This window comes from Actinoallomurus acanthiterrae, assembly GCF_054775715.1.
Map to the genome: position 1 here is coordinate 5,942,130 of NZ_BAAHCO010000001.1, position 23,511 is coordinate 5,965,640.

A 23,511-nucleotide genomic window follows, 5' to 3' on the forward strand; every position below is an offset into this window, starting at 1 on the left:
GAGTGGGTTGTGAAATCCAACTTTGCACGATATATCCGTGAGTAGGGTTCTGAAGCGACTGAGGGGACACCTCCATGAACGACGCTGTGATCGTCGACGCGGTCCGGACGCCGATCGGCAAGGGCAAGCCGGGCGGCGCCCTGTCGGGGGTGCACCCCGTCGACCTGCACGCGCACGCGATCCGGTCCCTCATCGAGCGGACCGGCATCGACCCGGCCATCGTGGACGACGTGATCAGCGGAGCGGTCGGGCAGATCGGCGAGCAGAGCGGCAACACCGCCCGGTGGGCCGCGCTGGCGGCCGGGCTCCCGGAGTCGGTGCCCGCCGTGACGGTGGACCGCCAGTGCGGCAGCGGCCAGCAGGCGATCCACTTCGCCGCCCAGGGAGTGATCAGCGGCGCCTACGACGTCGTCATCGCCTCCGGGGTCGAGTCCATGAGCCGGGTGCCGATCGGCAGCCAGACGGCCGGCCGCGACTTCCTCGGCCCAGGCGTCGCCCAGCGGTACCCCGACGGCCTCGTCCCGCAGGGGATCAGCGCCGAGCTGATCGCCCAGCGCTGGGAGCTGTCCCGCGAGCGGCTGGACGGCTTCGCCGCCGAGAGCCACCACCGCGCCGCCCGCGCCTGGGCGGACGGCCGGTTCGCCGCCGAGGTCTCCCCCGTCAAGGCGCCGTCGGCCGACGGCGCCCCCGTGACCGTCACCCAGGACGAATCGGTGCGCCCGAGCACGTCACCACAGATCCTGGCCGGGCTGCGGCCGGCGTTCCGCGCCGACGTCTGGGAGGAGCGCTTCCCGCAGATCGACTGGCGGATCACCGCGGGCAACTCCTCACCGGTCAACGACGGCGCCGCCGCCGTGCTCATCACCAGCGGCCACACCGCCCGGCGGCTCGGGCTGCGGCCCCGCGCGCGGCTGCACACCTTCGCCGTGGTCGGCGACGACCCCCTGCTCATGCTCACCGGCATCATCCCCGCGACGCGCAAGGTCCTCGACCGCGCGGGCCTGACGCTGCGCGACATCGACGCGTTCGAGGTCAACGAGGCCTTCACCAGCGTCGTGCTCGCCTGGCTGGCCGAGACCGGAGCCGACCCGGCCAAGGTCAACGTCAACGGCGGCGCCACCGCCATCGGGCACCCCCTCGGGGCCAGCGGCGCCCGCCTGATGACCACCCTGCTGTCGGTCCTCGAACAGCGCGGCGGACGGTACGGCCTGCAGACGATGTGCGAGGCCGGCGGCCTCGCCAACGCCACCATCGTCGAACGCCTCTGAGCCGGGGGTGCCTGATCGCGGGCCACACCGCCCCCGGATCGGCGTGCGCGGGTGGTGTGCCCGATCCTGGACAATGGAGGGTCCGCACCGGGCGCCGTGAGACGCCGGCGCCGCTCCGAACAGGGGGAACACGCCGTTGCCGCAGGACCACCAGACGCAACGCGCCGACCGCACCGACCTGCGGGCCGACTGCGGCCGGTGCCAGGCGCTGTGCTGCGTGGCGCTGCCCTTCTCGGCGTCGGCCGGCTTCGCGATCGACAAGGAGGCCGGGCGGCCCTGCCCGAACCTTCGCGGCGACTCCCGCTGCGGCATTCACGCCGACCTGAGGGCGAAGGGCTTCTCCGGCTGCACCGTCTTCGACTGCTTCGGCGCGGGGCAGAAGGTCTCCCAGGTCACCTTCGCGGGCCGGGACTGGCGGGAGACGCCGGGCGTCGCCCGGGAGATGTTCGCGGTCTTCGCCGTCATGCGGCAGCTGCACGAGATGCTGTGGTACCTCACCGAGGCGCTGACCCTTCCCCAGGCCCGCCCGATCCACGACGAGCTGCGCGCGATGCTGCAGGAAACCGAGCGCCTCACCCGCGCCGGCGCCCGTGACCTCGCCGAACTGGACGTGGCCGCCCACCGCGCCCGCGTCAACCCGCTCCTGCTGCGCGTCGGTGAGCTCGTACGGGCCGGGGTCCCGGGCCGCCGGACGAACCACCGGGGCGCCGACCTCATCGGCGCCCGGCTCAAGGGCGCGGACCTGCGCGGAGCCGATCTGCGCGGCGCCTACCTCATCGCGGCCGACCTCAGGAACGCCGACCTGCGCGCGGCCGACCTGATCGGCGCGGACCTGCGCGACGCCGACCTGCGCGGAGCGGACCTGACCGGCGCCATCTTCCTCACCCAGGCACAGGTCGACGCCGCCCGCGGCGACGCCGCGACCAGGCTGCCGGCCGCGCTCACCCGCCCCGCCCACTGGTGATCTCTCCGCCCACATGGGGCCCACCCGCCCAGGCCGCGCTGCGACGTCTCATCGCGACCCACCGCTGATCGACCGGCGCCGTCACCGGGTGCGTGCCTTCTCCTCGCTCGCCGCCGTGGCGGCTGCCGTATTCTGGCGAGGTGGCAAAGCCCGACGGTGAACGCATGGGGGTCGTCGCCGCACTGGTGCGTTCCTCTTTCCTGGTGAACGCCGTGTACGCCGAGTCGGCCCGGGAGTACGGGCTGACCGCGCAACAAGGGCAGCTGCTGTGCGTGCTGATGCCCGGGCCGTACGGCATGACCGAGCTGGGCCGGACGCTGGGGCTGGCCAAGTCGAGCCTGACCGGCCTGGTGGACCGGACCATGCAGCGTGGCCTGGTGCGGCGCGAGCCCGATCCGGAGGACAAGCGCGCGGTCCGCGTCGCGCTGACCGACGAGGGCAGTGAGGTCGTGGAGAAGTTCTACGCCGAGACCTGCCGCCGGGTGGACGCGCTGCCGGGAGACCTGCCGGAGTCCGACCGCGAGACGCTCGCGGAGCTGCTCGGCCGCGTCGTTTCGGCCAACAAGGTGCCGATGGTCTTCGCCGAGGCCGACGCGGCGGCCACCGCCGCGCACGAGCGCTGAGCGGCCACTTCACAATGGCCTGATGGCCGACTCCAGTACGGACCCCGCGGACGGTCCCGTGACGCCCGGGTCGGACTTCCTCCAGCTGCGCATCGAGGAGGCCCCCGCGGGCGGCCGCTCCGACTGGCTCGCCGAGCGGCTGCGGCACGCGATCGCGGACGGCCGGCTGCCGGTGGGCAGCCGGCTCCCGGCCACGCGGTCGCTGGCCGCAGACCTCGGCGTCTCCCGCGGGGTGGTCACCGAGGCCTACCAGCGTCTGATCGAGGAGGGCCGGCTCGCCGGGCGGGGCCGCGCCGGCACCGTCGTCGTGGCCGCCCCGCCCCCGGCGCGCGTCCCGGCGCCCGTCCGCCCGGAGCCGGCGGGCGCGGTGTTCGCGGCCCCGCCGGGCGGGGACGTCTTCGACGCCGTACGCGCGGCGCCCGCCCGGATCGACCTGTCGCCCGGCGTGCCGGACCTGGCCGCGTTCCCGCGCACCGCCTTGCTGCGTGCCGAGCGCGCCGTACTCGGCGACCTGCCGACGGCCGACCTGGGATACGGAGACCCGCGGGGAGCACCCGCGCTCCGCCGCGCCGTCGCCGAGCGGCTCGCCCGCACGCGCGGGATCCGGGCGGATCCGGACGAGGTGATCATCGTGGCGGGCACCGCCCAGGCGCTCGGCCTGTTCGCGCAGGTGCTCCGGGACGACGGGATCGGCGCGGTGGCGGTGGAGGACCCCGGATCCCTGGGCGCCCGCCAGCACCTGCGTCACTGGGGGCTGCGGACACCGCCGGTCCCGGTCGACTCGGCCGGAATCCGCGTCGACGATCTGCGCTCCCAGGACACTCCGGCCGTCCTGGTCACCCCGGCCCACCAGTTCCCGACCGGAGTGGTGCTCGGCGGGGAACGCCGCCGCCGGCTCGTGGACTGGGCCCGTGCGGGCGGGCTCGTCCTCGAGGACGACTATGACGCCGAGCACCGCTACGACCGGCCTCCGGTGCCCGCGCTGCGGTCGATGCTCCCCGACCGCGTCTGCTACGCCGGGAGCGTTTCCAAGCTCCTGGCCCCGGCGCTGCGCGTCGGCTGGATCCTCGCCCCGCCGGCGTATCGGGACGCGCTGGTGGAGGCCAAGCGGTACGCCGATCTCGGCAACGCCCTGGTGCCGCAGCTCGTGCTGGCCCGCCTCATGGAGTCGGGCGCGATGGACCGCCACCTGCGCCTGGTCCGCAGGCGCCACCGGCAGCGCCGCGACGCGATGATCGAGGCGATCGGGACGCACCTGCCGGGCGCGACCGTGCACGGCGCCGCCGCGGGCCTGCACCTGCTGATCACTTTCGCCGGCGGGTTCGCCGACACCGAACTCGCCGCCGAGGCGCTCGCGCGCGGAGTGAAGGTCCAGCCACTGTCCTGGCACCGCGTGCGCCCGGGCCGGCCGGGTCTGGTGCTGGGCTATGCCGCGAGCAGGCCGACCGACATCGCCGAGGGCGTGGCGGTCGTCGGCGAAGCCCTGCGCGGCCTGCTCCTCGGCCAAGGGTGACAGGGCCCGGCGCCGCCGTCCCGTCACATGGGCGCGATCCGATCCGTCATCGCTACGACGAGACGCGACAGAAGGACATGAGAGATGGACGAGGACGAGTTCCTGGCCGGCCGGTTCGAGGAGCACCGCACCCACCTGAGGGCGGTCGCCTACCGGATGCTCGGCTCCCTGGCCGAGGCCGACGACGCCGTGCAGGAGGCGTGGCTGAAGCTGAGCCGTGCCGACATCGGCGACGTGGAGAACCTGGGCGGCTGGCTGACCACGGTCGTCGGCCGGGTCTGTCTCGACATGCTCCGGACGCGCGGTTCCCGGCGTGAGGAATCCCTCGAGGCGCGCCTGCCCGACCCGGTGGTCGGCCCCGCCGAAGGGATCGACCCCGAACAGCAGGCGCTGGTGGCCGACTCGGTCGGGCTCGCGCTGCTGGTGGTGCTGCAGTCGCTCGGACCCGCCGAGCGCCTGGCGTTCGTGTTGCACGACATGTTCGCGGTGCCGTTCGAGGAGATCGCCCCGATCGTGGGCCGCTCGCCGGCCGCGGCCCGGCAGCTCGCCAGCCGCGCCCGCCGCCGGGTCCAGGGCGCGGCCCCCGTCCCCGACCCTGACCTGACGCGCCAGCGCGAGGTCGTCGACGCGTTCCTCGCCGCCGCGCGCGGCGGCGACCTCGACGCGCTGGTCGCCGTGCTCCACCCCGACGTGGTGCTGCGCACCGACCGCGGTGCCGTCCCGGGCGGAAGGGCGGAGCTGCGCGGCGTACGGGACGTCTCCGGGCAGATGGCCACCTTCCACCGGTTCGCCGGTTCGTACGCCACACGGTCGGCCCTGGTCAACGGCGCCGCGGGGGTCGTCAGCCTCGACGACGGGCGTCCGATGTCGGTCCTGAGCTTCACGATCACCAACGGCCTGATCGCCGCGATCGACATCCTCGCCGACCCCGAGCGCCTGGCCCGCCTCGACGTCACGGTCCTGGACGGCTGAGGCCGGCGGCGCCGCCGGACGTCGGCTGAGGCGCAGCGGCGGCCGACAGCCCAGCGGCTCCCGGATATGGGATATCCTCCCGAATATGGGAACGTCGTCGACGAGTGTCACGCCGGACGAGGTGGACGCCCGGCTGGCGGCCCGCCTCGCGGAGCTGCGGGCCGAGCGCGGCTGGTCACTGGAGGAGCTGGCGCGGCGCACCGGGGTGAGCCGCTCCACGCTGTCGCGCCTGGAGCACGCCGAGATCAGCCCGACCGCCGCCCTCCTCAACAAACTGTGCGCCGCCTACGAGCGCACCATGTCGCGGCTGCTGGCCGAGGTCGAGTCCGAGCCCCCGCAGCTCGTCCGCGCCGCCGACCAGGCCCTGTGGCGCGACGAGGCGTCGGGCTTCCTGCGGCGCTCGGTGTCGCCCCCGCACGCGGGCCTGCGCGGGGAGGTCGTCGAGGGCACCCTGCGCCCGGGCGCGGACATCTCCTACGACGGGCCGCCCGTGCCCGGCGTGGAGCAGCACATCTGGGTGCTCGAGGGAGCCCTGCGGGTGGACGCGAACGGTCACGGCCACGAGGTTCGCGCGGGCGACTGCCTGCGGTTCCGGCTGTGGGGCCCCTCGCGGTTCCGCTGCGTCGGCCCCGACCCGGTCCGCTACGCCCTGGTGGTGGTGCTGCCATGATCACCCGGCTGTCCCCCGCCGAGTTCGCCGCCACCGTGCCGGATCTGGCGGAGCTCCTCGCCGACGTCGTCGCCGACGGCCACTCCCTCGGCTTCCTCACCCCGTTCGACCCGAGCGAGGCGATCGCCTGGTGGGAGGCGCGCAGCCCCGTCGTGGCCGACGGCGGCCTCCTCGTCTGGGTCTCACGCGGCCCGCGCGGCGTCGACGGGACGGTCAGCCTCGCCCTGGAACCGAAACCCAACGGCCGGCATCGCGCCGAGGTCGTCAAACTGATGGTCCGCCGGGACGCGCGCGGCCGGGGCCTCGGCCGGGCCCTGCTCGCCACCGCCGAGAAGGCGGCCTCCCAGGCCGGGGCGACCCTCCTGCTCCTGGACACCGAGACCGGCAGCGCCGCCGAGGACCTCTACCACGCCACCGGCTGGGTCCGGTACGGGGTCGTCCCCGACTACGCCGCCGACCCGGCCGGGGCGCTCCGCGACTGCAGCTTCTTCTACAAGCGCGTCGGCTGACCGGTCCTCATCCGGTCGCGCGGGAGTCCTCGCGAAGGGACCGGAAGAACGCCCGTACGTCGGCGACCAGCAGGTCGGGCTCCTCCATGGCGGGGAAGTGCCCGCCACGGTCGTACTCCGTCCAGCGCACGATGTTGTTCGTCCGCTCCGCGATGTGCCGCAGGAAGATGAAGTTGTCCTCGGGGAACACCGCCAGGGCGGTCGGTGCGGACAACGGCTCGGGCGGATCGCCCCAGTAGTCGGCGTGCGCCCGCTCGTAGTAGACGCGGGCCGAGGATCCTGCCGTCCCGGTCAGCCAGTACAGCATCACGTTGGTGAGCAGCAGATCCCGGTCCACGGCGTCCTCGGGACGGTCCCGGGAGTCCGTCCACTCCTTGAACTTCTCCACGATCCACGCCAGCTGACCGACCGGGGAGTCGGTCAGCGCGTAGGCGAGGGTCTGGGGGCGCGTCGACTGGATCGCGGCGTAGCCCGCGCGTTCGCGCTCCCACTCGCGGGTCCGCTCCCAGGAGGCGAGAGTGCGTTCGCGTTCGGCGGGGCTCAGCGCCGCCAGCTCGTCCGCGTCCGGTTCGCTGGTCGCGGCCGAGTTCGGGATCAGGTTCAGGTGGACGCCGATGATGTGGTCGGGGCGGATCCGGCCGAGTTCGCGGGAGATGGCCGCGCCCCAGTCGCCGCCTTGGGCGCCGTAGCGCGGGTAGCCGAGGCGTTCCATCAGCTCGGCGAAGGCGGCCGCGATCCGCTGGTACTCCCAGCCGGTCTGGCGTGTCGGCCCCGACAGGCCGAAGCCCGGGATGCTGGGAATCACCAGGTGGAACGCGTCGGCCGGATCGCCGCCGTGCGCTCGCGGATCCGTCAACGGGCCGGCGACCCCGGTGAACTCCACGATCGACCCCGGCCAGCCATGGGTGATGATCAGCGGGGTCGCGTCCGGCTCCGGGGAGCGGATGTGGGCGAAGTGGACGTCCGCGCCGTCGATCGCGGTGGTGAACTGCGGCCAGGTGTTCAGCCGGGCCTCGGCGGCCCGCCAGTCGTACTCGTGCCGCCAGTACCGTACGAGCTCGCGCAGGTAGTCGCGCGGGACGCCGTACGCCCAGCCCACTCCGGGCAGCTCGTCCGGCCACCGGGTGCGGTCCAGGCGCCCGTGCAGGTCGTCCAGGTCGGCCTGCGGGATGTCGATGCGGTGCGGGCGGATGGTCTGGTCGGACAACGCGATCATTCACTCTCTCTTGAGACATCGGGCCGGCGCTCGGTGGAGCGCCGTGCGCGCAGCGCCCGGACCTTCTGGCGGTTGCCGCAGCGTTCCATCGAACACCAGCGGCGGCGGCCCGGGCGTGAGGTGTCGACGTAGATCAGGTAGCAGTTGTCCCCGGCGCACATGCGGATGCGCTCGGCGAACGGACCGGTCAGCAGGTCCACGGCGTCACAGGCGACTGTAGCGAGCAGCCGCGCGCCGTCGGCGGGCCCCGCCCAGCGTCGCTCGCCATCCGCTCCGACGGCGGGCGCCAGCGGCGGGTTGGCGGCGGCCTCGTTGACGGTGGCCAGATCCTCCGGTGCGCACGGTTCGTCGCGCGTGCGGGCGATGGCGATCCGCCACAGCGCGTCGCGCAGCCGCCGTGCGTCCGCGACCTCCGCCGGGGTGACCTTCAGGGCGGGCGTCGGCGTCAGCCGTGACCGGGCCGCCCAGGCGGCCAGGTCGGCGGGCTCGTGCAGCACCTCCCATCTGCGGAACTCACCGGGCCCGCCGGTGGTCAGCAGCTCCAGGCACAGCGCGCCGGGATCGAACCGGAAGACGACCCCGGAGTGCGAGCGCAGGACCAGCCCGGGGGTTGCCGACGAATCCATGTAACCAATATAAGTGGTTACATGCCTTTGCACTGGAAGCTGGTCATCGACAGCGAGGACTCCCCGGCGCTTGCGGACTTCTGGGCCGCCGCGCTCGGGTACGAGGTGGAGGACCCCGGGGCGCTCGTCGACCGGCTCCTGGCGGCGGGCCAGATCGGCGAGGACGCGGTGATCGAGCACCGTGGCCGGCGGATGTTCCGCGGGTTCGCCGCGATCCGCCATCCGGAGGATCCCTTCGACGCGACCAGCGGGATCGGCCGGGGACGTCGCCTGCTCTTCCAGGACGTGCCCGAGGCGAAGACCGGCAAGAACCGTCTGCACCTCGACGTCCACGCCGAGCCCGGAGGCCTGGACGCGCTCGTGGCCCGGCTGGAGACCCTGGGCGCCACCCGCGTCCAGGAGGTGAACAAGGGACCGGCCGGGCACTGGTGGGTCATGGAGGACCCGGAGGGCAACGAGTTCTGCGCCGCGTAGTCTGAGACGCCGTGACGACCACCGCCGGGATCCCCGACGAACTGCGGCGCCGGCTGGGCGTCTTCGACGCCGTCGTGATCGGCCTGGGCTCGATGATCGGCGCGGGGATCTTCGCCGCGCTCGCCCCGGCGGCGCGTGCGGCCGGATCCGGGCTGCTCCTCGGCCTGGCCCTGGCCGCGGTGGTCGCCTATGCCAACGCCACTTCCTCGGCGCGGCTCGCGGCCCGCTACCCGGCCTCCGGCGGCACCTACGTCTACGGCCGTGAACGGCTCGGCGACTTCTGGGGCTACCTCGCGGGCTGGGGGTTCGTGGTCGGCAAGACCGCCTCCTGCGCGGCGATGGCACTGACCGTCGGGACCTACGTGTGGCCCGGCCACGCGCACCTGGTCGCGGTGGCCGCCGTGGTGGCCCTGACCGCCGTGAACTACGTCGGGGTGCACAAGTCCGCCTGGCTCACCCGCGTCATCGTGGCCGTCGTCCTGGCGGTGCTCGCCGTCGTCGTGGTCGCCACGCTGACCTCCGCGCCCTCGGATGCCGCCCGACTGAACGTCGGCTCGGACGCCACGTTCGGCGGAGTGCTGCAGGCGGCCGGGCTGCTGTTCTTCGCCTTCGCCGGCTACGCGCGGATCGCCACGCTGGGCGAGGAGGTGCGCGACCCCGCACGGACGATCCCGCGCGCCGTTCCGCTGGCGCTGGGCCTCACGCTCGTGGTCTACGCGGCGGTCGCAGTCGCGGCGCTGACCGTGCTCGGCAGCCGCGGGCTGGCCGCGGCGGCCGCTCCGCTGGCCGACGCCGTCCGCGCTGCCGGGCTGCCCGGCCTGGCCCCGCTCGTCCGCGTGGGCGCGGCCCTCGCGGCGACCGGCTCCCTGCTGGCATTGATCCTCGGGGTCTCCCGCACGACCTTGGCCATGGCCCGCGACCGCCACCTGCCGCACGCCCTGGCCGCCGTCCATCCCCGGTTCGGCGTCCCCCACCGCGCCGAACTCGTCGTCGGCGCGATCGTGGCCGTGGCGGCGGGCACGGCGGACGTACGAGGCGCGATCGGATTCTCCTCCTTCGGTGTGCTGGTCTACTACGCCATCGCCAACGCCTCCGCGGCGACCCTGACGCGAGCCGAGGGCCGGCCGCCCCGCCTCATCCCCGGGGTCGGCCTGGTCGGCTGCCTCGTCCTGGCCTTCGCGCTGCCCCTCTCCTCGATGGTCACCGGGGCGTGCGTCCTGGCCGCCGGAGCCGCCGCGTACGGACTGCGCCGTATCGCCGCGTCCCGCGCGTCGTGAGCGGGCGATCGTGGCCCGGTCGAGTTCCCGATAGGTTCGGGGTGTGGACGACAGCGTGAACGACGACCTGGACGTGGACGCCTTCACCACGGCGATCGAAGGCTTCAACCGCTTCTACATCCGGCTTCCCACCCTGGAGAAGCTGTCGTTCACGACGCTGTCGGTCCTCGACACCCTGGCGTTCAACGACCGGCCGATGCGGCTGACCGACCTCACCCGCACCGAGCAGGTCACCCAGCCCGCCATCACCCAGCTGGTCACCCGGCTGGAGCGCGACGGGCTGGTCCAGCGCCGCCCCGACCCGAGCGACGGACGCGCCGTCCTTGTCCACATCACCGAAGGCCGGCGGATCTGCCGGTCACGCCACGACGACCGGACGAGCCACCTGGCCCCGCTCATCGCCCGGCTGACCGCCGAGCAGCGAAAGGCGATCGCCGGCGCGCTGCCCGCCCTGACCCGCCTCGCCGAACTCGGACGCACGCCATAGCCTCCGCGTCATCGATCGCGGTGCCGGAGGAGACACGGGAGCGGGCCCGGCCTGGGCGTATCGGATGACTACAGCACCGGCCGGCGCCCGCCCGTACGTGTGCGGTCAGCAGCCGGACGAGGTCAGCTTGATGCTCCAGACGGGGGTCCAGTCCACCTCGGCCGTGATAGGCGCCGCCGCATAACAACCGATCTGCTTACCGCTGGAATCGTAGGTTCTGACGGCCGCGCCGCCGGTCTGCGCGTTGGTCAGTCCGCCGTGGCCGATCCAATTGCTCAGTGAATACGTGCCATAGTTGTAGAAGTTAAAGACGTAGTACCCACTCCCGTAAGAGACGATCGCGCAGGCGTAACCGCTGGAGCACGCCGGGATGCTCGAGGAGCTGGCGTAGTACGTATGGGACACGGTGGGCGACGTCGACGGCGCGGACGCGGCGCCGGCGGGAGTGGCGGCGGCGGCGACCGCCAGGGCGGTGGCGGCGAGTCCGACGGTGGCGCGGGTTTTGTGCCGGCCGAGCTTCACGATTCTGCGAGGTGCGTTCATGGGTTCCCCATACCTTTCTTTCGACCATTGGGGGATTTACCGAAATATGGCCTCTTTGGATATCGCCGGTCAATCATTTAAGTCGTCGCCAAAAGTCCCTGGGCGGGGTGACATTTGAGCTTCGTGGGACGGGTGATGCCGATGGTGTCTCCGGAGCCCGGGAGCAGGAAATCGTTTACACATCCGGGCCGGGTGGCGGTAGACTGCCGTTGGTGATCATGCCGAGCACCTTTCTGGGGGAAGGATGCTGCGGATCCATTTCCGCACCGAGGACCTCACGCGAATCCGCATTTCGGGCCAGCCGGATCCAATGTGGGAAGCGGTTCTCAGCCTGCAGTTACTGCAGCACCGGCAGGCGTCGTCGTTGTTCGACGGATGGCGCCGCCGGGTGCGCGGAAACCCCGGCACGTGGGCGCGCCTGCTCCTGCCACTCGCACCCAACGCCGCCTACTTCCCGGACTTCCTGACGCCGTCCGGCGGCACCGCGGCTCTGGAGGAGGGCATCGACGCGGTGCTCTCGACACCGGTCCGCCGCATGCGCTCGGAGTTGCGACTGCTGAGCGGACACCGCCGCCTCCCCGGCTGGACCACCGGGCTGGTCCACCGTGACACGACGGCCCTGGCCCGCCTGGGTGACGCCCTGCGCTCCTACCACGCGATGGCGCTGCGACCGTTCTGGTCCTCGGTCCGGTCCGCCGTCGACGCCGATCGCGACCGCCGCTCACGCGCCTTACTCGAGAACGGAGTCGAGGGCATGCTCGCCGGCTTCTCGCCGACGATGCGGTGGCGTGCCCCGGTGCTCGAGTGCGACTACCCGGTCGAGCGCGACCTCCACCTCGAGGGACGGGGACTGCTCCTCATCCCCGCGTTCTTCTGCCTGCGCACTCCCGTCGCGCTGGCCGACCCCAGCCTGAGCCCGGCCCTCGTCTATCCGATCGAGCACGAATCGGCCGTGGCCCCCGACGACGTGTGCCACGCCCGGGCCGAACGCGCGCTGGAGGCCCTGCTCGGGCGCACGCGCGCCGCCGTCCTGTGCAGCATCGCCGAGGGCTGTACCACCACCGAACTCGGCCGCCGGGCCGGCATCTCGGTGCCCTCGGCAAGCCAGCACGCCACCGTTCTCCGCAACGCCCGGCTGATCGTCACTCGACGGTACGGCAGCGCGGTCATCCACACGCTGACGCCACTCGGCACCGAGCTCATCGCCGGGCGGAACCACAACGCCTAGCGGATGTCAGCGTGAGCGGGCGAGCCGGAACCCGAGATCGTCGATGTGGAACGCGGGGTGGCTCTTCCGCCGCGACGAGGCCCGGCATCCCCAGGACCGGTCGTGCGCGCCTCCACCGCGGAAGACGCGGTAGGGGCCGTAGACGGCGGGATCGTAGACGTCCCAGCACCACTCCCACACGTTGCCGATCATGTCGTGCAGGCCCCAGGCGTTCGGTTCCTTCGTCCCGGCCTCGTGCACCGTGCCGCCGGAGTTCTTCCGGTACCAGGCGATGTCGTCCAGTTCGCCGTACCGGACACCGGAGCTCCCGGCCCGGCACGCGTACTCCCACTCCGCCTCCGAGGGCAGCCGGTAGCCGTCGGCGTCCCAGTCACAGACGACGTCGAGCGCGTCGACGTCCTCGCCGCCCGAGTAGCACGGCCGCAGTCCCACCGCGCGCGACAGCCGATTGCAGAAGCGGACCGCGTCCCGCCAGGAGACGTCGGTCACCGGCAGGCACGCGTCCGCCGCCGCCACGGGCGTCTCACCGGCGACCTGCCGGTACAGGCCCCGGGTCACGGTGCAGGTGGCCAGCCGGAAGGCCGCGACCTCGACCTCCCAGCTCCGGTCCGTGCCCTCGTCGCGCAGCACGACCGTCCCGCCGGCGATGTCGACCAAGCTCTCTACAGCCATCGTTGCGAGATCCATAGCCGTGACATCGTCGCACCGGCCGGTCAGTCGGTGCCGGACTCCATCGCGGCGTGATCGAGCAGCTCCTCGTCGGCCGGCACTTCGCCGCGCGAGGCGATCGCTTCGGCGCCGCCCCTGGGCATCGCGCCGATCAGCCCGGTCGAGGCCGCCTGCGCGGCGCCGATCAACGTCGGGTGCCGGCTGCCGACCATGCCGAGCCCGGCGTACTGCTCGAGCTTGGCACGAGAGTCGGCGATGTCGAGGTTGCGCATGGTCAGCTGGCCGATCCGGTCGACCGGCCCGAACGCGGAGTCCTCGGTGCGCTCCATCGACAGCTTGTCCGGGTGGTAGCTGAACGCCGGTCCCGAGGTGTCCAGGACGGAGTAGTCCTCACCGCGCCGCAGCCGTAGGGTCACCTCGCCGGTGACCGCCGTGCCGACCCAGCGCTGCAGCGACTCGCGCAGCATCAGCGCCTGCGGGTCCAGCCAGCGGCCCTCGTACAGCAGCCGGCCCAGCCGCCGTCCCTCGGAGTAGTAGGTGGCGAGGGTGTCCTCGTTGTGGATCGCGTTGACCAGCCGCTCGTACGCCGCGTGCAGCAGCGCCATTCCGGGCGCCTCGTAGATGCCCCGGCTCTTGGCCTCGATGACGCGGTTCTCGATCTGGTCGGACATGCCCAGGCCGTGCCGGCCGCCGATGGTGTTGGCCTCCAGCACCAGGTCGACGGCCGAGGGGAACTCCTTGCCGTTGATGGTGACCGGCCGCCCCTGCTCGAAGCCGATCGTGACGTCCTCGGCGGCTATCTCGACGCTCGGGTCCCAGAACGGCACGCCCATGATCGGCTCGACGATCTCGATGCCCGCGTCGAGGTGCTCGAGCGCCTTGGCCTCGTGGGTGGCGCCCCAGATGTTCGCGTCGGTGGAGTAGGCCTTCTCGGTGCTGTCCCGGTACGGCAGGTCACGGGCGAGCAGCCACTCCGACATCTCCTTGCGGCCGCCCAGCTCGCTGACGAAGTCGGCGTCCAGCCACGGCTTGTAGATCCGCAGGGACGGGTTGGCGAGCAGGCCGTAGCGGTAGAACCGCTCGATGTCGTTGCCCTTGAAGGTGGAGCCGTCGCCCCAGATCTGCACGCCGTCCTCGAGCATGGCGCGCACGAGCAGGGTGCCCGTGACGGCCCGGCCGAGGGGCGTGGTGTTGAAGTAGGTGCGGCCACCGGAGCGGATGTGGAAGGCCCCGCAGGCCAGGGCCGCGAGCCCCTCCTCCACGAGGGCCGCACGGCAGTCGACCAGCCGGGCGACCTCCGCGCCGTACGCCGTGGCGCGCCCCGGCACCGAGGCGATGTCGGGTTCGTCGTACTGGCCGATTTCCGCGGTATAGGTGCACGGCACGGCACCCTTCTCGCGCATCCACGCGACCGCGACCGAGGTGTCGAGGCCGCCGGAGAAGGCGATCCCGACACGTTCACCGACTGGCAGAGAAGTGAGCACCTTGGACACGAGCACAAGTATGCACGATGGTGCATGGTCATGCAAAGCCCTGTGTGGCAGATCGTCGGGCGACATCCTGATTTCGCCGCTTCGGGGCGGCCGCAGAGCGCGGTCGCGATCTTCGTCCGGGGGCCGGGACCTGCCCGAGGGCTACCGCCGGTGCGGACCGTCGCCGTCCCGCTCCGGGGTGACCGACGCGGCCAGCTCGTAGGCGGGTGAGCGGTCGAGGGAATCGCGGGCCCGGTCGTACCGCCGGGTGGTACGCGGGTCGGCGTGACCGGCGAAGTCCTGGACCACGTGCAGCGGCCGACCGTCCCCCAGCGCGATCGTGATCGCCGAATGCCGGAACGAGTGCGGCGAGATCGCGTGCGGCACTCCGGCCGCGCCGGCGACCCGGTTGACCAGCTTCCACGCGTACGACTGCGTCAGCCGCCGGCCGGTGCGCGACACGAAGAGCAGCCCCTCCTGGGGATCCCCCCGTTCCTCCAGGTAGCCCTGCACCGCGGCCAGCGCCGCGGGCGGGATCGCGAACCGTTTGACCCGGCCGCCCTTGACGGACAGGTCCAGGACCTGATGGCCGCGGTCCTGGCCCAGCTGCTCGATCCGGGCGTCCAGGATCGAACTGATCCGCCCCGCCGTGGCGAACATCAGCCACAACAGCGCGTACGTCCGGGCGGACTCATGGTCGGCGGCATGGCCGAGGACCGCGGTGACCTGCTCGCGCGACAGCCCCCGCGTACGGGAGGCATGGGCGTCCAGCCGTGGCCGCTCGGCGCCCTCGAACGGGTTGATCGCCGCGCACTGCTCCCGGAGCAGGTAGGTGTACCACGACGAGACGGCCGCGATCCGCCGGCCGATGGTGGCTCGCGCCAGTCCCGACTCCTTCAACGCCGCGATGTACAGGTCCGCCGCCGCCGTGGTCGCCGCCGCCGGCACGCAGCGCTGCGCGGCGCACCACGACACCCACCAGCTCAGATCGCGGACATAGGCGGCGCGTGTATGCGGTGACTCGCGCCGCCCGGAGACCAGCCACATGGCCGTCGACCGCAGTCCCGCCTCCGGCATTCCCGCCGCCCGCAGGAGACTCGCCAGCTCGTGCGGTGTCCGGGCCTGCGGCGCGCCGCGCAGGACGGCCCCGGCCGCCGCCGAGGAGGCCAGAACCTCGACGCCCACGGCCATCGCTCACCACCATCACCCGTATGCGGGCCGGATGCCCGGTACCGTCCAGAAACGGTACCGCCCCGAGCCGGCCGAGATCATGAGGCGGCACCGGCCGGGCGTCAGCCGTCGAGGACCTCCGGGCTCCGGCCGGTCATGGCCTGCAGCGCCATGACGGCCACGTGCAGCTCCGTACGCTGCGGTCCGGACTCCAGGTCGTGGCCCAGCAGGCGTTCGATCGTCCGGAGACGGTGGTAGAACGCCTGGCGCGACAGGCCGCTGCGCTTGGCGGCCGCGGACTTGTTGCCGGCCTCGGCCAGGTAGTGGTGGAGCGTGGCGATGAGATCGCCGCCGTGTCGTTCGTCATGGTCGATCAGCCGGCCGAGCCGGCGGTCGACGTACCGCTGGATCCGCACGTCGTCGCGCAGCGCGTACAGCAACTGCGGCAGGCCGATGTCGGACGTCACGTGGAACGGCCGGTCGGAGGCGCCGGGCCGGATGGCCTCCAGGACCTGCTCGGCCTCGGCGAAGGAACGGGCCACCTGTCCGAGGTCGGCGACGCCGGGCCCGACCGCCACGACCGCGTCGGCGCCGAGCTGCTCGCGGGCGAACCGGCCGATGCGCTCGGCGACCGGCTCCCACGCGCCCGACCGCGCCACGGCGACCAGCACGCCGGTCACTCCGGGGCGCAGGCCGCCGACCAGGGCGTGCGCGCCTCCGGCGGCGAGCCGGGCCGCCAACGCGTCGCCGAAGCCGGCCTGGGCCGTCCGGGAACCGGCCCGGACCAGGAGTGCGACGAACCGGTGTCCGGCGACCGGCAGGCCGAGGGATTCGGCTCGGGTGCGGGCCTCGGTCGCCGTGCGGTGCCGTCCCTCGATCAGGCCGCGAAGCGCGGTCTCATGGGCGTCGCGTTCCCAGCGCGCGTGCCCGGCCAGCCGCGCGAGCGTGAGCGCGGTCGCCGCGTGGTCCAGGACCATGACGTGCTCGGGGCTGATCAGCGGATCGTTCTCGTCGGGCAGGAGGACCAGGCGTCCCCAGCGGCTGCCGCCGTGTTCCAGCGGCGTGACGAGCCACTCCTCCGGCCCGCTCTGCGCGGCGCGGTCGGGGGTCGGCGTGCCGTGGGAGCGCCGGGGCCAGGCGGTGAGCACCTGTCCGGCCGGGCGGCCGGCGGGCGCGCAGTGCACGGCGTGATGGATGAGGTTCTCCAGGACGATCGGGCACCCGGTGAGCTCCGCTGCGGCTTCGACGATCTCGCCCGGTTCGGCGCCGTGCAGAGTCAGGTCCCGGAAGACGTCCTGGATGTGCTGGGCCCGGCGGAGCAGCTCTCCCTGAGCGTCGAGGATCAGCGCGTGCACGGTCTGGGTCACGTCGATGAACCGGACCTCGCGGTGCAGGACGATGAGCGGGAGGTCGCGATCCCGGCAGGCGCGGACCAGGTCGGACGGCACTCGCTGGTAGCGGCGGCCGAGCTCGATGACGAGCCCGGCGGCGCCGATGTCGGCGAGCTGATCGACGTAGGCGCGCAGCAGGGTGGGATCCTCCGGGTGCGGCATGCCGGTGGTGAATATCAGTTCGCCGCCTTCGAGGAAGGACGCCGGGTCGAGGAGTTCGGTGACGTGTACCCAGCGCACCGGGCGCGCCAGGTGCCGCTCCCCGGACACGACCTCCGGGAGTCCCGCGACGAGGACCGGCAGCCGCAGCACGTCGGCGATCGTGAGGAACCGGGTCGACGAGGTCGTCTCCCCCGGTTCTGGCGTCTGACGCATGTATCGCCACTCTGGCAAACCGGCCATGATCCCCGCAAGAGTCGTTGACGCTGGTCAGGCAGTGCTTTACGGCATCATCGGCGGTCCGATGCGGTCACGGACGATGGGATCCGCGCTCGGAGTGGTGGACACACCGTCCACATCCGGGCCGCCGACCGCACAGTGTGCGCGTTGACCGTCGGTGGGGCGCGTGGCGAAGGTAGCCGTGTACGCCGGGTTACGAGACCGCACGCACCGCTTCGCACCCCACGGGAGATCAGCACCATGACCGACCTGTCCCCGCACCTGCGCCAGGCCACCCCGGTCGTCGCCGAACGCGGCGAAGGCGTCTACCTGTACGGCACGGACGGCCGGCGCTACCTGGACTTCACCGCGGGCATCGGCGTCACCGGAACCGGGCACTGTCACCCGCGCGTGGTCGCCGCCGCCCAGGAGCAGGTGGCCAAGCTGATCCACGGGCAGTACACGACGGTGCTGCACGAACCGCTCGGCCGGCTGACCGACAAGCTCGGCGAGGTGCTGCCCGAGGGCCTGGACAGCCTGTTCTTCGTCAACTCCGGCAGCGAGGCGGTGGAGGCCGCGATGCGGCTCGCCCGCCAGGCCACCAAGCGCCCGAACGTCGTGGTCTGCCACGGCGGCTTCCACGGCCGTACGGTCGCGGCGGCGTCGATGACCACCTCCAACACCAAGGTGCGGACCGGGTTCGGGCCGATGATGGGCGGTGTCGTCATCACGCCCTTCCCCAACGCCTTCCACTACGGCTGGGACGAGGAGACGGCGACCCGCTTCGCGCTCCGCGAGTTCGACTACATACTCCAGACCGTCTCCGACCCGGAGGACACGGCCGCGATCATCGTCGAGCCGGTGCTCGGGGAGGGCGGCTACGTCCCGGCAACCGAGGGCTTCCTGAAGGGCCTGCGGGAACGCGCCGACCGGCACGGCATCCTGCTCATCCTCGACGAGATCCAGACCGGCGTCGGGCGCACCGGCCGGTTCTGGGGACACGACCACTTCGGGGTCCGCCCCGACATCCTCATCACCGCCAAGGGCCTGGCCAGCGGCTTCCCGCTGTCCGGAATCGCGGCGTCGCAGGAGCTGATGAGCAGGGCCCGGCCCGGCTCACAGGGCGGCACGTACGGCGGCAACGCCGTGGCCTGCGCCGCGGCCATCGCCACGCTCGAGGTCGTCCAGGACGAGGGGCTGGTCGCCAACGCGGCGGCGATGGGCGCCCGCCTGCGCGCCGGCCTGGAGAAGGTCGCGGCGGACCACCCGGGCGTCGGCGACGTACGCGGGCTCGGGCTGATGCTCGCCAGTGAGTTCGTCACCGCCGACGGGGAGCCCGACCCGGAGACGGCCGCGCGCGTGCAGCGGGCCGCCGTCGAGGAGGGCATGCTCCTGCTCATGTGCGGGCCGTGGAACAACGTGGTCCGGATGATCCCCGCCCTGGTCGTCAGCGAGGACCAGATCGACGAGGGGCTGCGGGCCTGGACGGCGGCGGTCGCCGCCGGCACCTCCTCCCGGTGACCCGGGAGAACGCCCCAGGCCCGCGCGCTCTCCTCCTGGAAGCGTTGCGCCGTCACGCGCCGGGCCTGGAGGTCGACGCGGGCGCCGGACGGCGGGCGCAGTACGCCTACGACGCGTCGAACTACCGGGTGCCGCCGCTGGCGGTGGCCTTCCCCAAGGACCCGGCCGACGTCGCGGCGGCGGTCCGGGCCTGCGGGACCGCCGGCGTGCCGGTGACCGCGCGCGGCGGCGGCACCAGCATGGCCGGCAACGCGGTCGGGCCCGGCCTGGTCCTGGACTTCTCGCGGCACATGAACCGGGTGCTGCGCGTGGACCCGGACACGCGCACCGCGGTCGTCGAGCCCGGCGTCGTCCTGGACGACCTGCAGCGCGCCGCGGCGCCGTACGGCCTGTTCTTCGGCCCCGACCCGTCCTCCCACAGCCGCTGCACCCTCGGCGGGATGATCGGCAATGACGCGTGCGGCAACCACTCGGTCCGGTACGGCCGCACGGTCGAGCACGTCGAGTCCCTGGAGATCGTGACGGCGGACGGGGTGCACGCCGTCGCGGAGGCCGGCGGGCTGCGGCCTGCCGACCCCGCCGACGACACGGCGGCGCGGCGCGTCGCCGAGATCGACGCGGCTCTGGACGGCCTCGTCACCGGCCACCTCGCCGAAATCCGCACCGAGCTCGGCCGCATCCCCCGCCAGGTCTCCGGCTACCAGCTGCACCATCTGCTGCCCGAACACGGCCGGCACGCCGCCCGCGCGCTGGTGGGCACCGAGGGCGGCTGCGCGATCGTGGCCCGGGCCACCGTACGCCTGCAGCCGATGCCGGCGGCGACGGCGCTGCTGGCGATCGGCTACCGCGACGTCATCGACGCCGCCGCGGACGTGCCGGCGATCCTGGAGCATCGCCCCACCGCCGTGGAGGGCATGGACGAGGCGATCGTCGCGACCATGCGGCACCGGCGGGGACCGGGCGCGGTGACGGGGCTGCCGGAAGGCGACGCGTGGCTCTACGTCGAACTCGACGGCGACGGCTCCGAGGACGCCGGGCGGCGCGCCACCGGCCTCCTCGCGGCGCTGCGCGCGAACGGCCGGATGGTCGCCGGACGCGTCGTCGAGGACCCCGCCGAGCGGCGCTCGCTGTGGCGGGTACGCGAGGACGGCGCGGGACTGGCCGCCCGCCTCGTCGGCGGCGGTGAGTCGTGGCCGGGATGGGAGGACGCCGCCGTCGCGCCCGAGGACCTCGCCGCCTACCTGCGCGACTTTCGGGCGCTGCTCGCCGAGCACTCCCTGACCGGCGTGCTGTACGGGCACTTCGGCGCCGGCTGCGTGCACGTGCGCATCGACTTCGACATGACCTCCCCGCGGGGAACCGCCGCGATGCGGGCCTTCCTGCAGGACGCCGCGACCCTCGTCGTCAAGCACGGGGGCACCCTGTCCGGTGAGCACGGCGACGGCCGGGCCCGCAGCGAACTGCTGGCCACCATGTACGGGCCGCGGATCCGCGCCGCGTTCACCGCGTACAAGAAGATCTTCGACCCGGAGGGGATCCTGAACCCGGGGATGGTCGTGGCCCCCGCCCTGCTCGACGCCGACCTCGCGCTGTCCGTCGTGTCACCGGCCGGACCGCAGGAGGCCCGGACCGGGTTCACGTTCCCCGAGGACGCCGACGGGCTGGCGGGGGCGGCCCGGCGCTGCATCGGGGTCGGCCGCTGCCGGAGCGCGACCGGCGCCATGTGCCCCAGCTATCAGGCCACCGGAGACGAGCGCGACTCCACCCGCGGACGCGCCCGCGCCCTGCAGGAGATGCTGCGCGGCGGGCCGGACGCCGTGCTGACCGACGGCGAGCGGTCCGCCGACGTCCGCGACGCGCTCGACCTGTGCCTGTCCTGCAAGGCCTGCGCGTCCGACTGCCCGGTCGGGGTCGACATGGCCACCTACAAGGCGGAGTTCCTCCACCGCCACTACCGGCGGCGGCTGCGGCCGCGCAGCCACTACACGCTCGGGTGGCTGCCCTGGTGGGCCGCTGCCGCCGGGTACGCCGCGGGACCGGTCAACGCCGCGCTGAGCGGCCCGGCCGGGCGACTGGCGGCCCGCATGGGCGGAGTGACCACCGAACGCGCCCTTCCCCGGTTCGCCTCCCGCCGCGCGCTGCGGGCCGCGCTGAACGGCCGGCCCTCAGGACGCGTCGAGGCGGTCCTCATGGTCGACTCCTTCACGCGCGCCTTCCGGCCGGAGGTGGCCGGCGCCGCGATGCGCGTGCTCGACGACGCCGGCGTGCCCGCCTCCGCACGCACCGGCCTGTGCTGCGGGCTGACGTGGCTGAGCACCGGCCAGCTCGGCATCGCGCGCCGGGTGCTCACCCGCACGGTCCGCGCACTCGACGAGGGCCCGCACGAAGGCCTTCCGATCGTGCTGGCCGAGCCCAGCTGCGCCGCCGCGCTGAAACACGACGCTCCCGCGCTGCTGGGCACCGAGGCCGCCCGCCGGGTCGCCGCACGGATCCGGACGTTCGCGGGCGCGCTCACCGACCTGGCCGAACCCGGCTGGCGGCCCCGGAACGTCCCGCGTCAGGTGACGGTGCAGCCGCACTGCCACGAGCGCGCCGTGTTCGGCGCGTCGACGCAGGAGGCGCTGCTGCGGCGCGTCGGTGTGGAGACCATCGACCAGTCCACGGGCTGCTGCGGCCTGGCCGGGAACTTCGGTTTCGAAGCCGAGCACTACACCACCTCCATGGCCGTCGCGGAACTCTCGCTCGCGGCCCGCATCCGCGAGGCCGACGAGGCCGCCGTCGTGCTCGCCGACGGCCTCAGCTGCAGCACCCAGATCGACCATCTCACCGGCGCCGCCGGCCCCCGGGCCCTGCACCTCGCCGAACTTCTCGACCCGCAGGAAAGGGAGACCCCATGACCATCACCGACGCCCGGACCGACGTCGTGGCCGCCGTTCCCAAGCGGCTGTTCATCGACGGCGCGTGGACCGACGCGGCGTCCGGCCGTACGTTCGCCGTGGACGACCCGGCCACCGGCGGGGCGCTGTGCGAGATCGCCGACGCCGGTCCGGACGACGGACGGCGTGCGATGGAGGCCGCCGTCGCGGCGCAGGAGAGCTGGGCCGCGACCGCTCCCCGGGCCCGCAGCGAGATCCTGCGCCGCGCGCATGAGATCATCCTGGCCCGCACCGAAGAGCTCGCCCTGCTGATGACGCTCGAGATGGGCAAGCCGCTGGACCAGGCGCGCGGTGAGGTCGCCTACGCCGCCGAGTTCTTCCGCTGGTTCTCCGAGGAGGCCGTGCGCATCGACGGCGGGTACGCGCCGACGCCGGACGGGGCCAGCCGCATCCTGGTCATGCGCCAGCCGGTCGGCCCGTGCCTGCTGATCACCCCGTGGAACTTCCCGCTGGCGATGGGCACCCGCAAGATCGGCCCGGCCGTCGCGGCCGGGTGCACGATGGTGCTCAAGCCGGCCCCGCAGACGCCGCTGTCCAGCCTGGCGCTTGCCGGGATCCTCACCGAGGCCGGCCTCCCCGCCGGAGTGCTGAACGTCGTCACCACCTCCGACGCCGCCGCCGTCGTCGAGCCCCTGCTGCGGGGCGGCCGGGTGCGCAAGCTGTCGTTCACCGGCTCGACCCAGGTCGGCCGGATCCTGCTCGCCCAGTGCGCCGACACGGTCGTGCGCACGTCGATGGAGCTGGGCGGCAACGCGCCGTTCATCGTCTTCGACGACGCCGACCTCGACGTCGCGGTCGACGGCGCCATGGCGGCGAAGATGCGGAACATGGGCGAGGCGTGCACCGCGGCCAACCGGATGTTCGTGCACCGTTCCGTCGCGGACGAGTTCGCCGCCCGGTTCGCCGAGCGGATGGCCGGGCTCACCGTCGGCGCCGGCACCGAGGCGGGCACCGACGTCGGGCCGCTGATCGACGCCGCCGGGCGCGGCAAGGTCGAGGAACTGGTCGCGGACGCGGTCCGGCGCGACGCCAAGGTCCTGACGGGCGGGACGGCCCCGGAGGGCCCCGGCTACTTCTATCCCCCGACCGTCCTCACCGACGTGGCCCGCGACTCCGCGCTGATGAGCACCGAGATCTTCGGCCCGGTCGCCGCCATCACCACCTTCGAGGACGAGGACGACGTCGTCCGCGTCGCCAACGACACCGACTGGGGCCTGGTCGGCTACGTCTTCACCCGCGACCTGGACCGCGCGATCCGCGTGAGTGAACGGCTCGAGGTCGGCATGGTCGGCCTGAACACCGGCCTGGTCTCCAACCCGGCGGCCCCGTTCGGCGGCGTCAAGCAGTCCGGTCTCGGCCGCGAAGGCGGCCGCGTCGGCATCGAGGAGTTCCTGGAGTACAAGTACCTGTCCGTCCCCGTACGCGCCGCGAAGTGACCGCGAAGTGGTCGGCGGGAAAAGGGGTTGGGCGGGGGTGACGTTCGGCTGGTAACGTACGCGGCGATCGTGACATCGCGCCAGGAGGTGAGACCCATGAACGCTGTATCGAGGTGGGTGCTCCCTCGCTTCATCACGGTCGGGCGATCGACGTAGGGGTCGCCGGGA

The 23,511-nt window shown here is 73.1% G+C and carries 21 protein-coding genes; 14 read left to right on the forward strand and 7 right to left on the reverse strand.

Annotated features, from left to right (window positions below; genetic code table 11):
- Positions 1-74 precede the first annotated feature (74 nt).
- The 7 genes from ACYVF7_RS28160 to ACYVF7_RS28190 all read left to right on the forward strand — a co-directional run bounded on the left by ACYVF7_RS28160 (position 75) and on the right by ACYVF7_RS28190 (position 6,519).
- Entirely contained in the window at positions 75-1,268 is a 1,194-nt protein-coding gene (locus ACYVF7_RS28160) for a thiolase family protein (RefSeq protein ID WP_460346681.1), read from the forward strand.
- A gap of 136 nt (positions 1,269-1,404) precedes the next feature.
- Complete coding sequence (locus tag ACYVF7_RS28165; protein ID WP_460346683.1) at positions 1,405-2,232, forward strand: pentapeptide repeat-containing protein; 828 nt, start codon at positions 1,405-1,407, stop codon at positions 2,230-2,232.
- A 140-nt stretch (positions 2,233-2,372) separates the two neighbouring features.
- Positions 2,373-2,855, forward strand: coding sequence for a MarR family winged helix-turn-helix transcriptional regulator (locus ACYVF7_RS28170; RefSeq protein ID WP_460346684.1), 483 nt, complete (start codon positions 2,373-2,375; stop codon positions 2,853-2,855).
- A 22-nt stretch (positions 2,856-2,877) separates the two neighbouring features.
- Entirely contained in the window at positions 2,878-4,368 is a 1,491-nt protein-coding gene (pdxR, locus tag ACYVF7_RS28175; protein WP_460346686.1) for a MocR-like pyridoxine biosynthesis transcription factor PdxR, read from the forward strand.
- 84 nt (positions 4,369-4,452) lie between these two features.
- Entirely contained in the window at positions 4,453-5,340 is an 888-nt protein-coding gene (locus tag ACYVF7_RS28180; RefSeq protein ID WP_460346688.1) for a sigma-70 family RNA polymerase sigma factor, read from the forward strand.
- An 85-nt stretch (positions 5,341-5,425) separates the two neighbouring features.
- Positions 5,426-6,010, forward strand: a complete 585-nt coding sequence (locus ACYVF7_RS28185) for a helix-turn-helix domain-containing protein (protein ID WP_460346689.1) — start codon at positions 5,426-5,428, stop codon at positions 6,008-6,010.
- Positions 6,007-6,519, forward strand: a complete 513-nt coding sequence (locus ACYVF7_RS28190; protein ID WP_460346691.1) for a GNAT family N-acetyltransferase — start codon at positions 6,007-6,009, stop codon at positions 6,517-6,519. The genes ACYVF7_RS28185 and ACYVF7_RS28190 overlap by 4 nt, the downstream gene beginning before the upstream one ends.
- 7 nt (positions 6,520-6,526) lie before the next feature.
- Here ACYVF7_RS28190 and ACYVF7_RS28195 read toward each other — a convergent pair whose 3' ends face one another.
- Both ACYVF7_RS28195 and ACYVF7_RS28200 read right to left on the reverse strand, forming a co-directional pair.
- Entirely contained in the window at positions 6,527-7,735 is a 1,209-nt protein-coding gene (locus ACYVF7_RS28195; protein ID WP_460346693.1) for an epoxide hydrolase family protein, read from the reverse strand.
- Complete coding sequence (locus ACYVF7_RS28200) at positions 7,732-8,361, reverse strand: CGNR zinc finger domain-containing protein (protein ID WP_460346695.1); 630 nt, start codon at positions 8,359-8,361, stop codon at positions 7,732-7,734. The genes ACYVF7_RS28195 and ACYVF7_RS28200 overlap by 4 nt, the downstream gene beginning before the upstream one ends.
- Before the next feature lie 21 nt (positions 8,362-8,382).
- Between ACYVF7_RS28200 and ACYVF7_RS28205 the strand changes: the two genes are divergently transcribed.
- The 3 genes from ACYVF7_RS28205 to ACYVF7_RS28215 are packed head-to-tail and all read left to right on the forward strand — an operon-like array spanning position 8,383 to position 10,599.
- Positions 8,383-8,835 carry a VOC family protein gene (locus ACYVF7_RS28205; protein WP_460346697.1) on the forward strand — a complete coding sequence of 151 codons (453 nt, stop codon included), beginning with the start codon at positions 8,383-8,385 and terminating at the stop codon, positions 8,833-8,835.
- 11 nt (positions 8,836-8,846) lie between these two features.
- Complete coding sequence (locus ACYVF7_RS28210; RefSeq protein WP_460346699.1) at positions 8,847-10,112, forward strand: APC family permease; 1,266 nt, start codon at positions 8,847-8,849, stop codon at positions 10,110-10,112.
- A 43-nt stretch (positions 10,113-10,155) separates the two neighbouring features.
- Positions 10,156-10,599 carry a MarR family transcriptional regulator gene (locus ACYVF7_RS28215; RefSeq protein WP_460346701.1) on the forward strand — a complete coding sequence of 148 codons (444 nt, stop codon included), beginning with the start codon at positions 10,156-10,158 and terminating at the stop codon, positions 10,597-10,599.
- A 105-nt stretch (positions 10,600-10,704) separates the two neighbouring features.
- Here the strand turns inward: ACYVF7_RS28215 and ACYVF7_RS28220 are convergent, their stop codons facing one another.
- Positions 10,705-11,142, reverse strand: a complete 438-nt coding sequence (locus tag ACYVF7_RS28220) for a hypothetical protein (RefSeq protein WP_460346703.1) — start codon at positions 11,140-11,142, stop codon at positions 10,705-10,707.
- 310 nt (positions 11,143-11,452) lie between these two features.
- Between ACYVF7_RS28220 and ACYVF7_RS28225 the strand changes: the two genes are divergently transcribed.
- A complete protein-coding gene (locus ACYVF7_RS28225) occupies positions 11,453-12,370 on the forward strand; it encodes an ArsR/SmtB family transcription factor (RefSeq protein WP_460346705.1) in 918 nt (305 codons plus the stop codon).
- A 6-nt stretch (positions 12,371-12,376) separates the two neighbouring features.
- On the opposite strand, the gene ACYVF7_RS28230 is transcribed toward ACYVF7_RS28225, so the two are convergent.
- The 4 genes from ACYVF7_RS28230 to ACYVF7_RS28245 all read right to left on the reverse strand — a co-directional run bounded on the left by ACYVF7_RS28230 (position 12,377) and on the right by ACYVF7_RS28245 (position 17,447).
- Positions 12,377-13,042, reverse strand: coding sequence for a formylglycine-generating enzyme family protein (locus tag ACYVF7_RS28230; RefSeq protein WP_460346707.1), 666 nt, complete (start codon positions 13,040-13,042; stop codon positions 12,377-12,379).
- Between the two features lie 41 nt (positions 13,043-13,083).
- Positions 13,084-14,532 carry an argininosuccinate synthase gene (gene argG / locus ACYVF7_RS28235; protein ID WP_460346709.1) on the reverse strand — a complete coding sequence of 483 codons (1,449 nt, stop codon included), beginning with the start codon at positions 14,530-14,532 and terminating at the stop codon, positions 13,084-13,086.
- 141 nt (positions 14,533-14,673) lie between these two features.
- A complete protein-coding gene (locus ACYVF7_RS28240; RefSeq protein ID WP_460346711.1) occupies positions 14,674-15,702 on the reverse strand; it encodes a tyrosine-type recombinase/integrase in 1,029 nt (342 codons plus the stop codon).
- A gap of 101 nt (positions 15,703-15,803) precedes the next feature.
- A complete protein-coding gene (locus ACYVF7_RS28245) occupies positions 15,804-17,447 on the reverse strand; it encodes a PucR family transcriptional regulator (RefSeq protein WP_460346713.1) in 1,644 nt (547 codons plus the stop codon).
- Between the two features lie 264 nt (positions 17,448-17,711).
- Between ACYVF7_RS28245 and ACYVF7_RS28250 the strand changes: the two genes are divergently transcribed.
- Genes ACYVF7_RS28250 through ACYVF7_RS28260 form a run of 3 tightly spaced genes read left to right on the forward strand, consistent with a single transcriptional unit; the run spans position 17,712 to position 23,343 of the window.
- Positions 17,712-18,971 carry an aspartate aminotransferase family protein gene (locus tag ACYVF7_RS28250; protein WP_460346715.1) on the forward strand — a complete coding sequence of 420 codons (1,260 nt, stop codon included), beginning with the start codon at positions 17,712-17,714 and terminating at the stop codon, positions 18,969-18,971.
- The gene (locus ACYVF7_RS28255; protein WP_460346717.1) at positions 18,968-21,868 is read left to right on the forward strand and encodes an FAD-binding and (Fe-S)-binding domain-containing protein; all 2,901 of its coding nucleotides are present in this window, start codon (positions 18,968-18,970) and stop codon (positions 21,866-21,868) included. Before ACYVF7_RS28250 ends, ACYVF7_RS28255 begins: the two co-directional genes overlap by 4 nt.
- Complete coding sequence (locus ACYVF7_RS28260) at positions 21,865-23,343, forward strand: NAD-dependent succinate-semialdehyde dehydrogenase (protein ID WP_460346719.1); 1,479 nt, start codon at positions 21,865-21,867, stop codon at positions 23,341-23,343. Before ACYVF7_RS28255 ends, ACYVF7_RS28260 begins: the two co-directional genes overlap by 4 nt.
- The last annotated feature ends 168 nt before the right edge of the window (positions 23,344-23,511 follow it).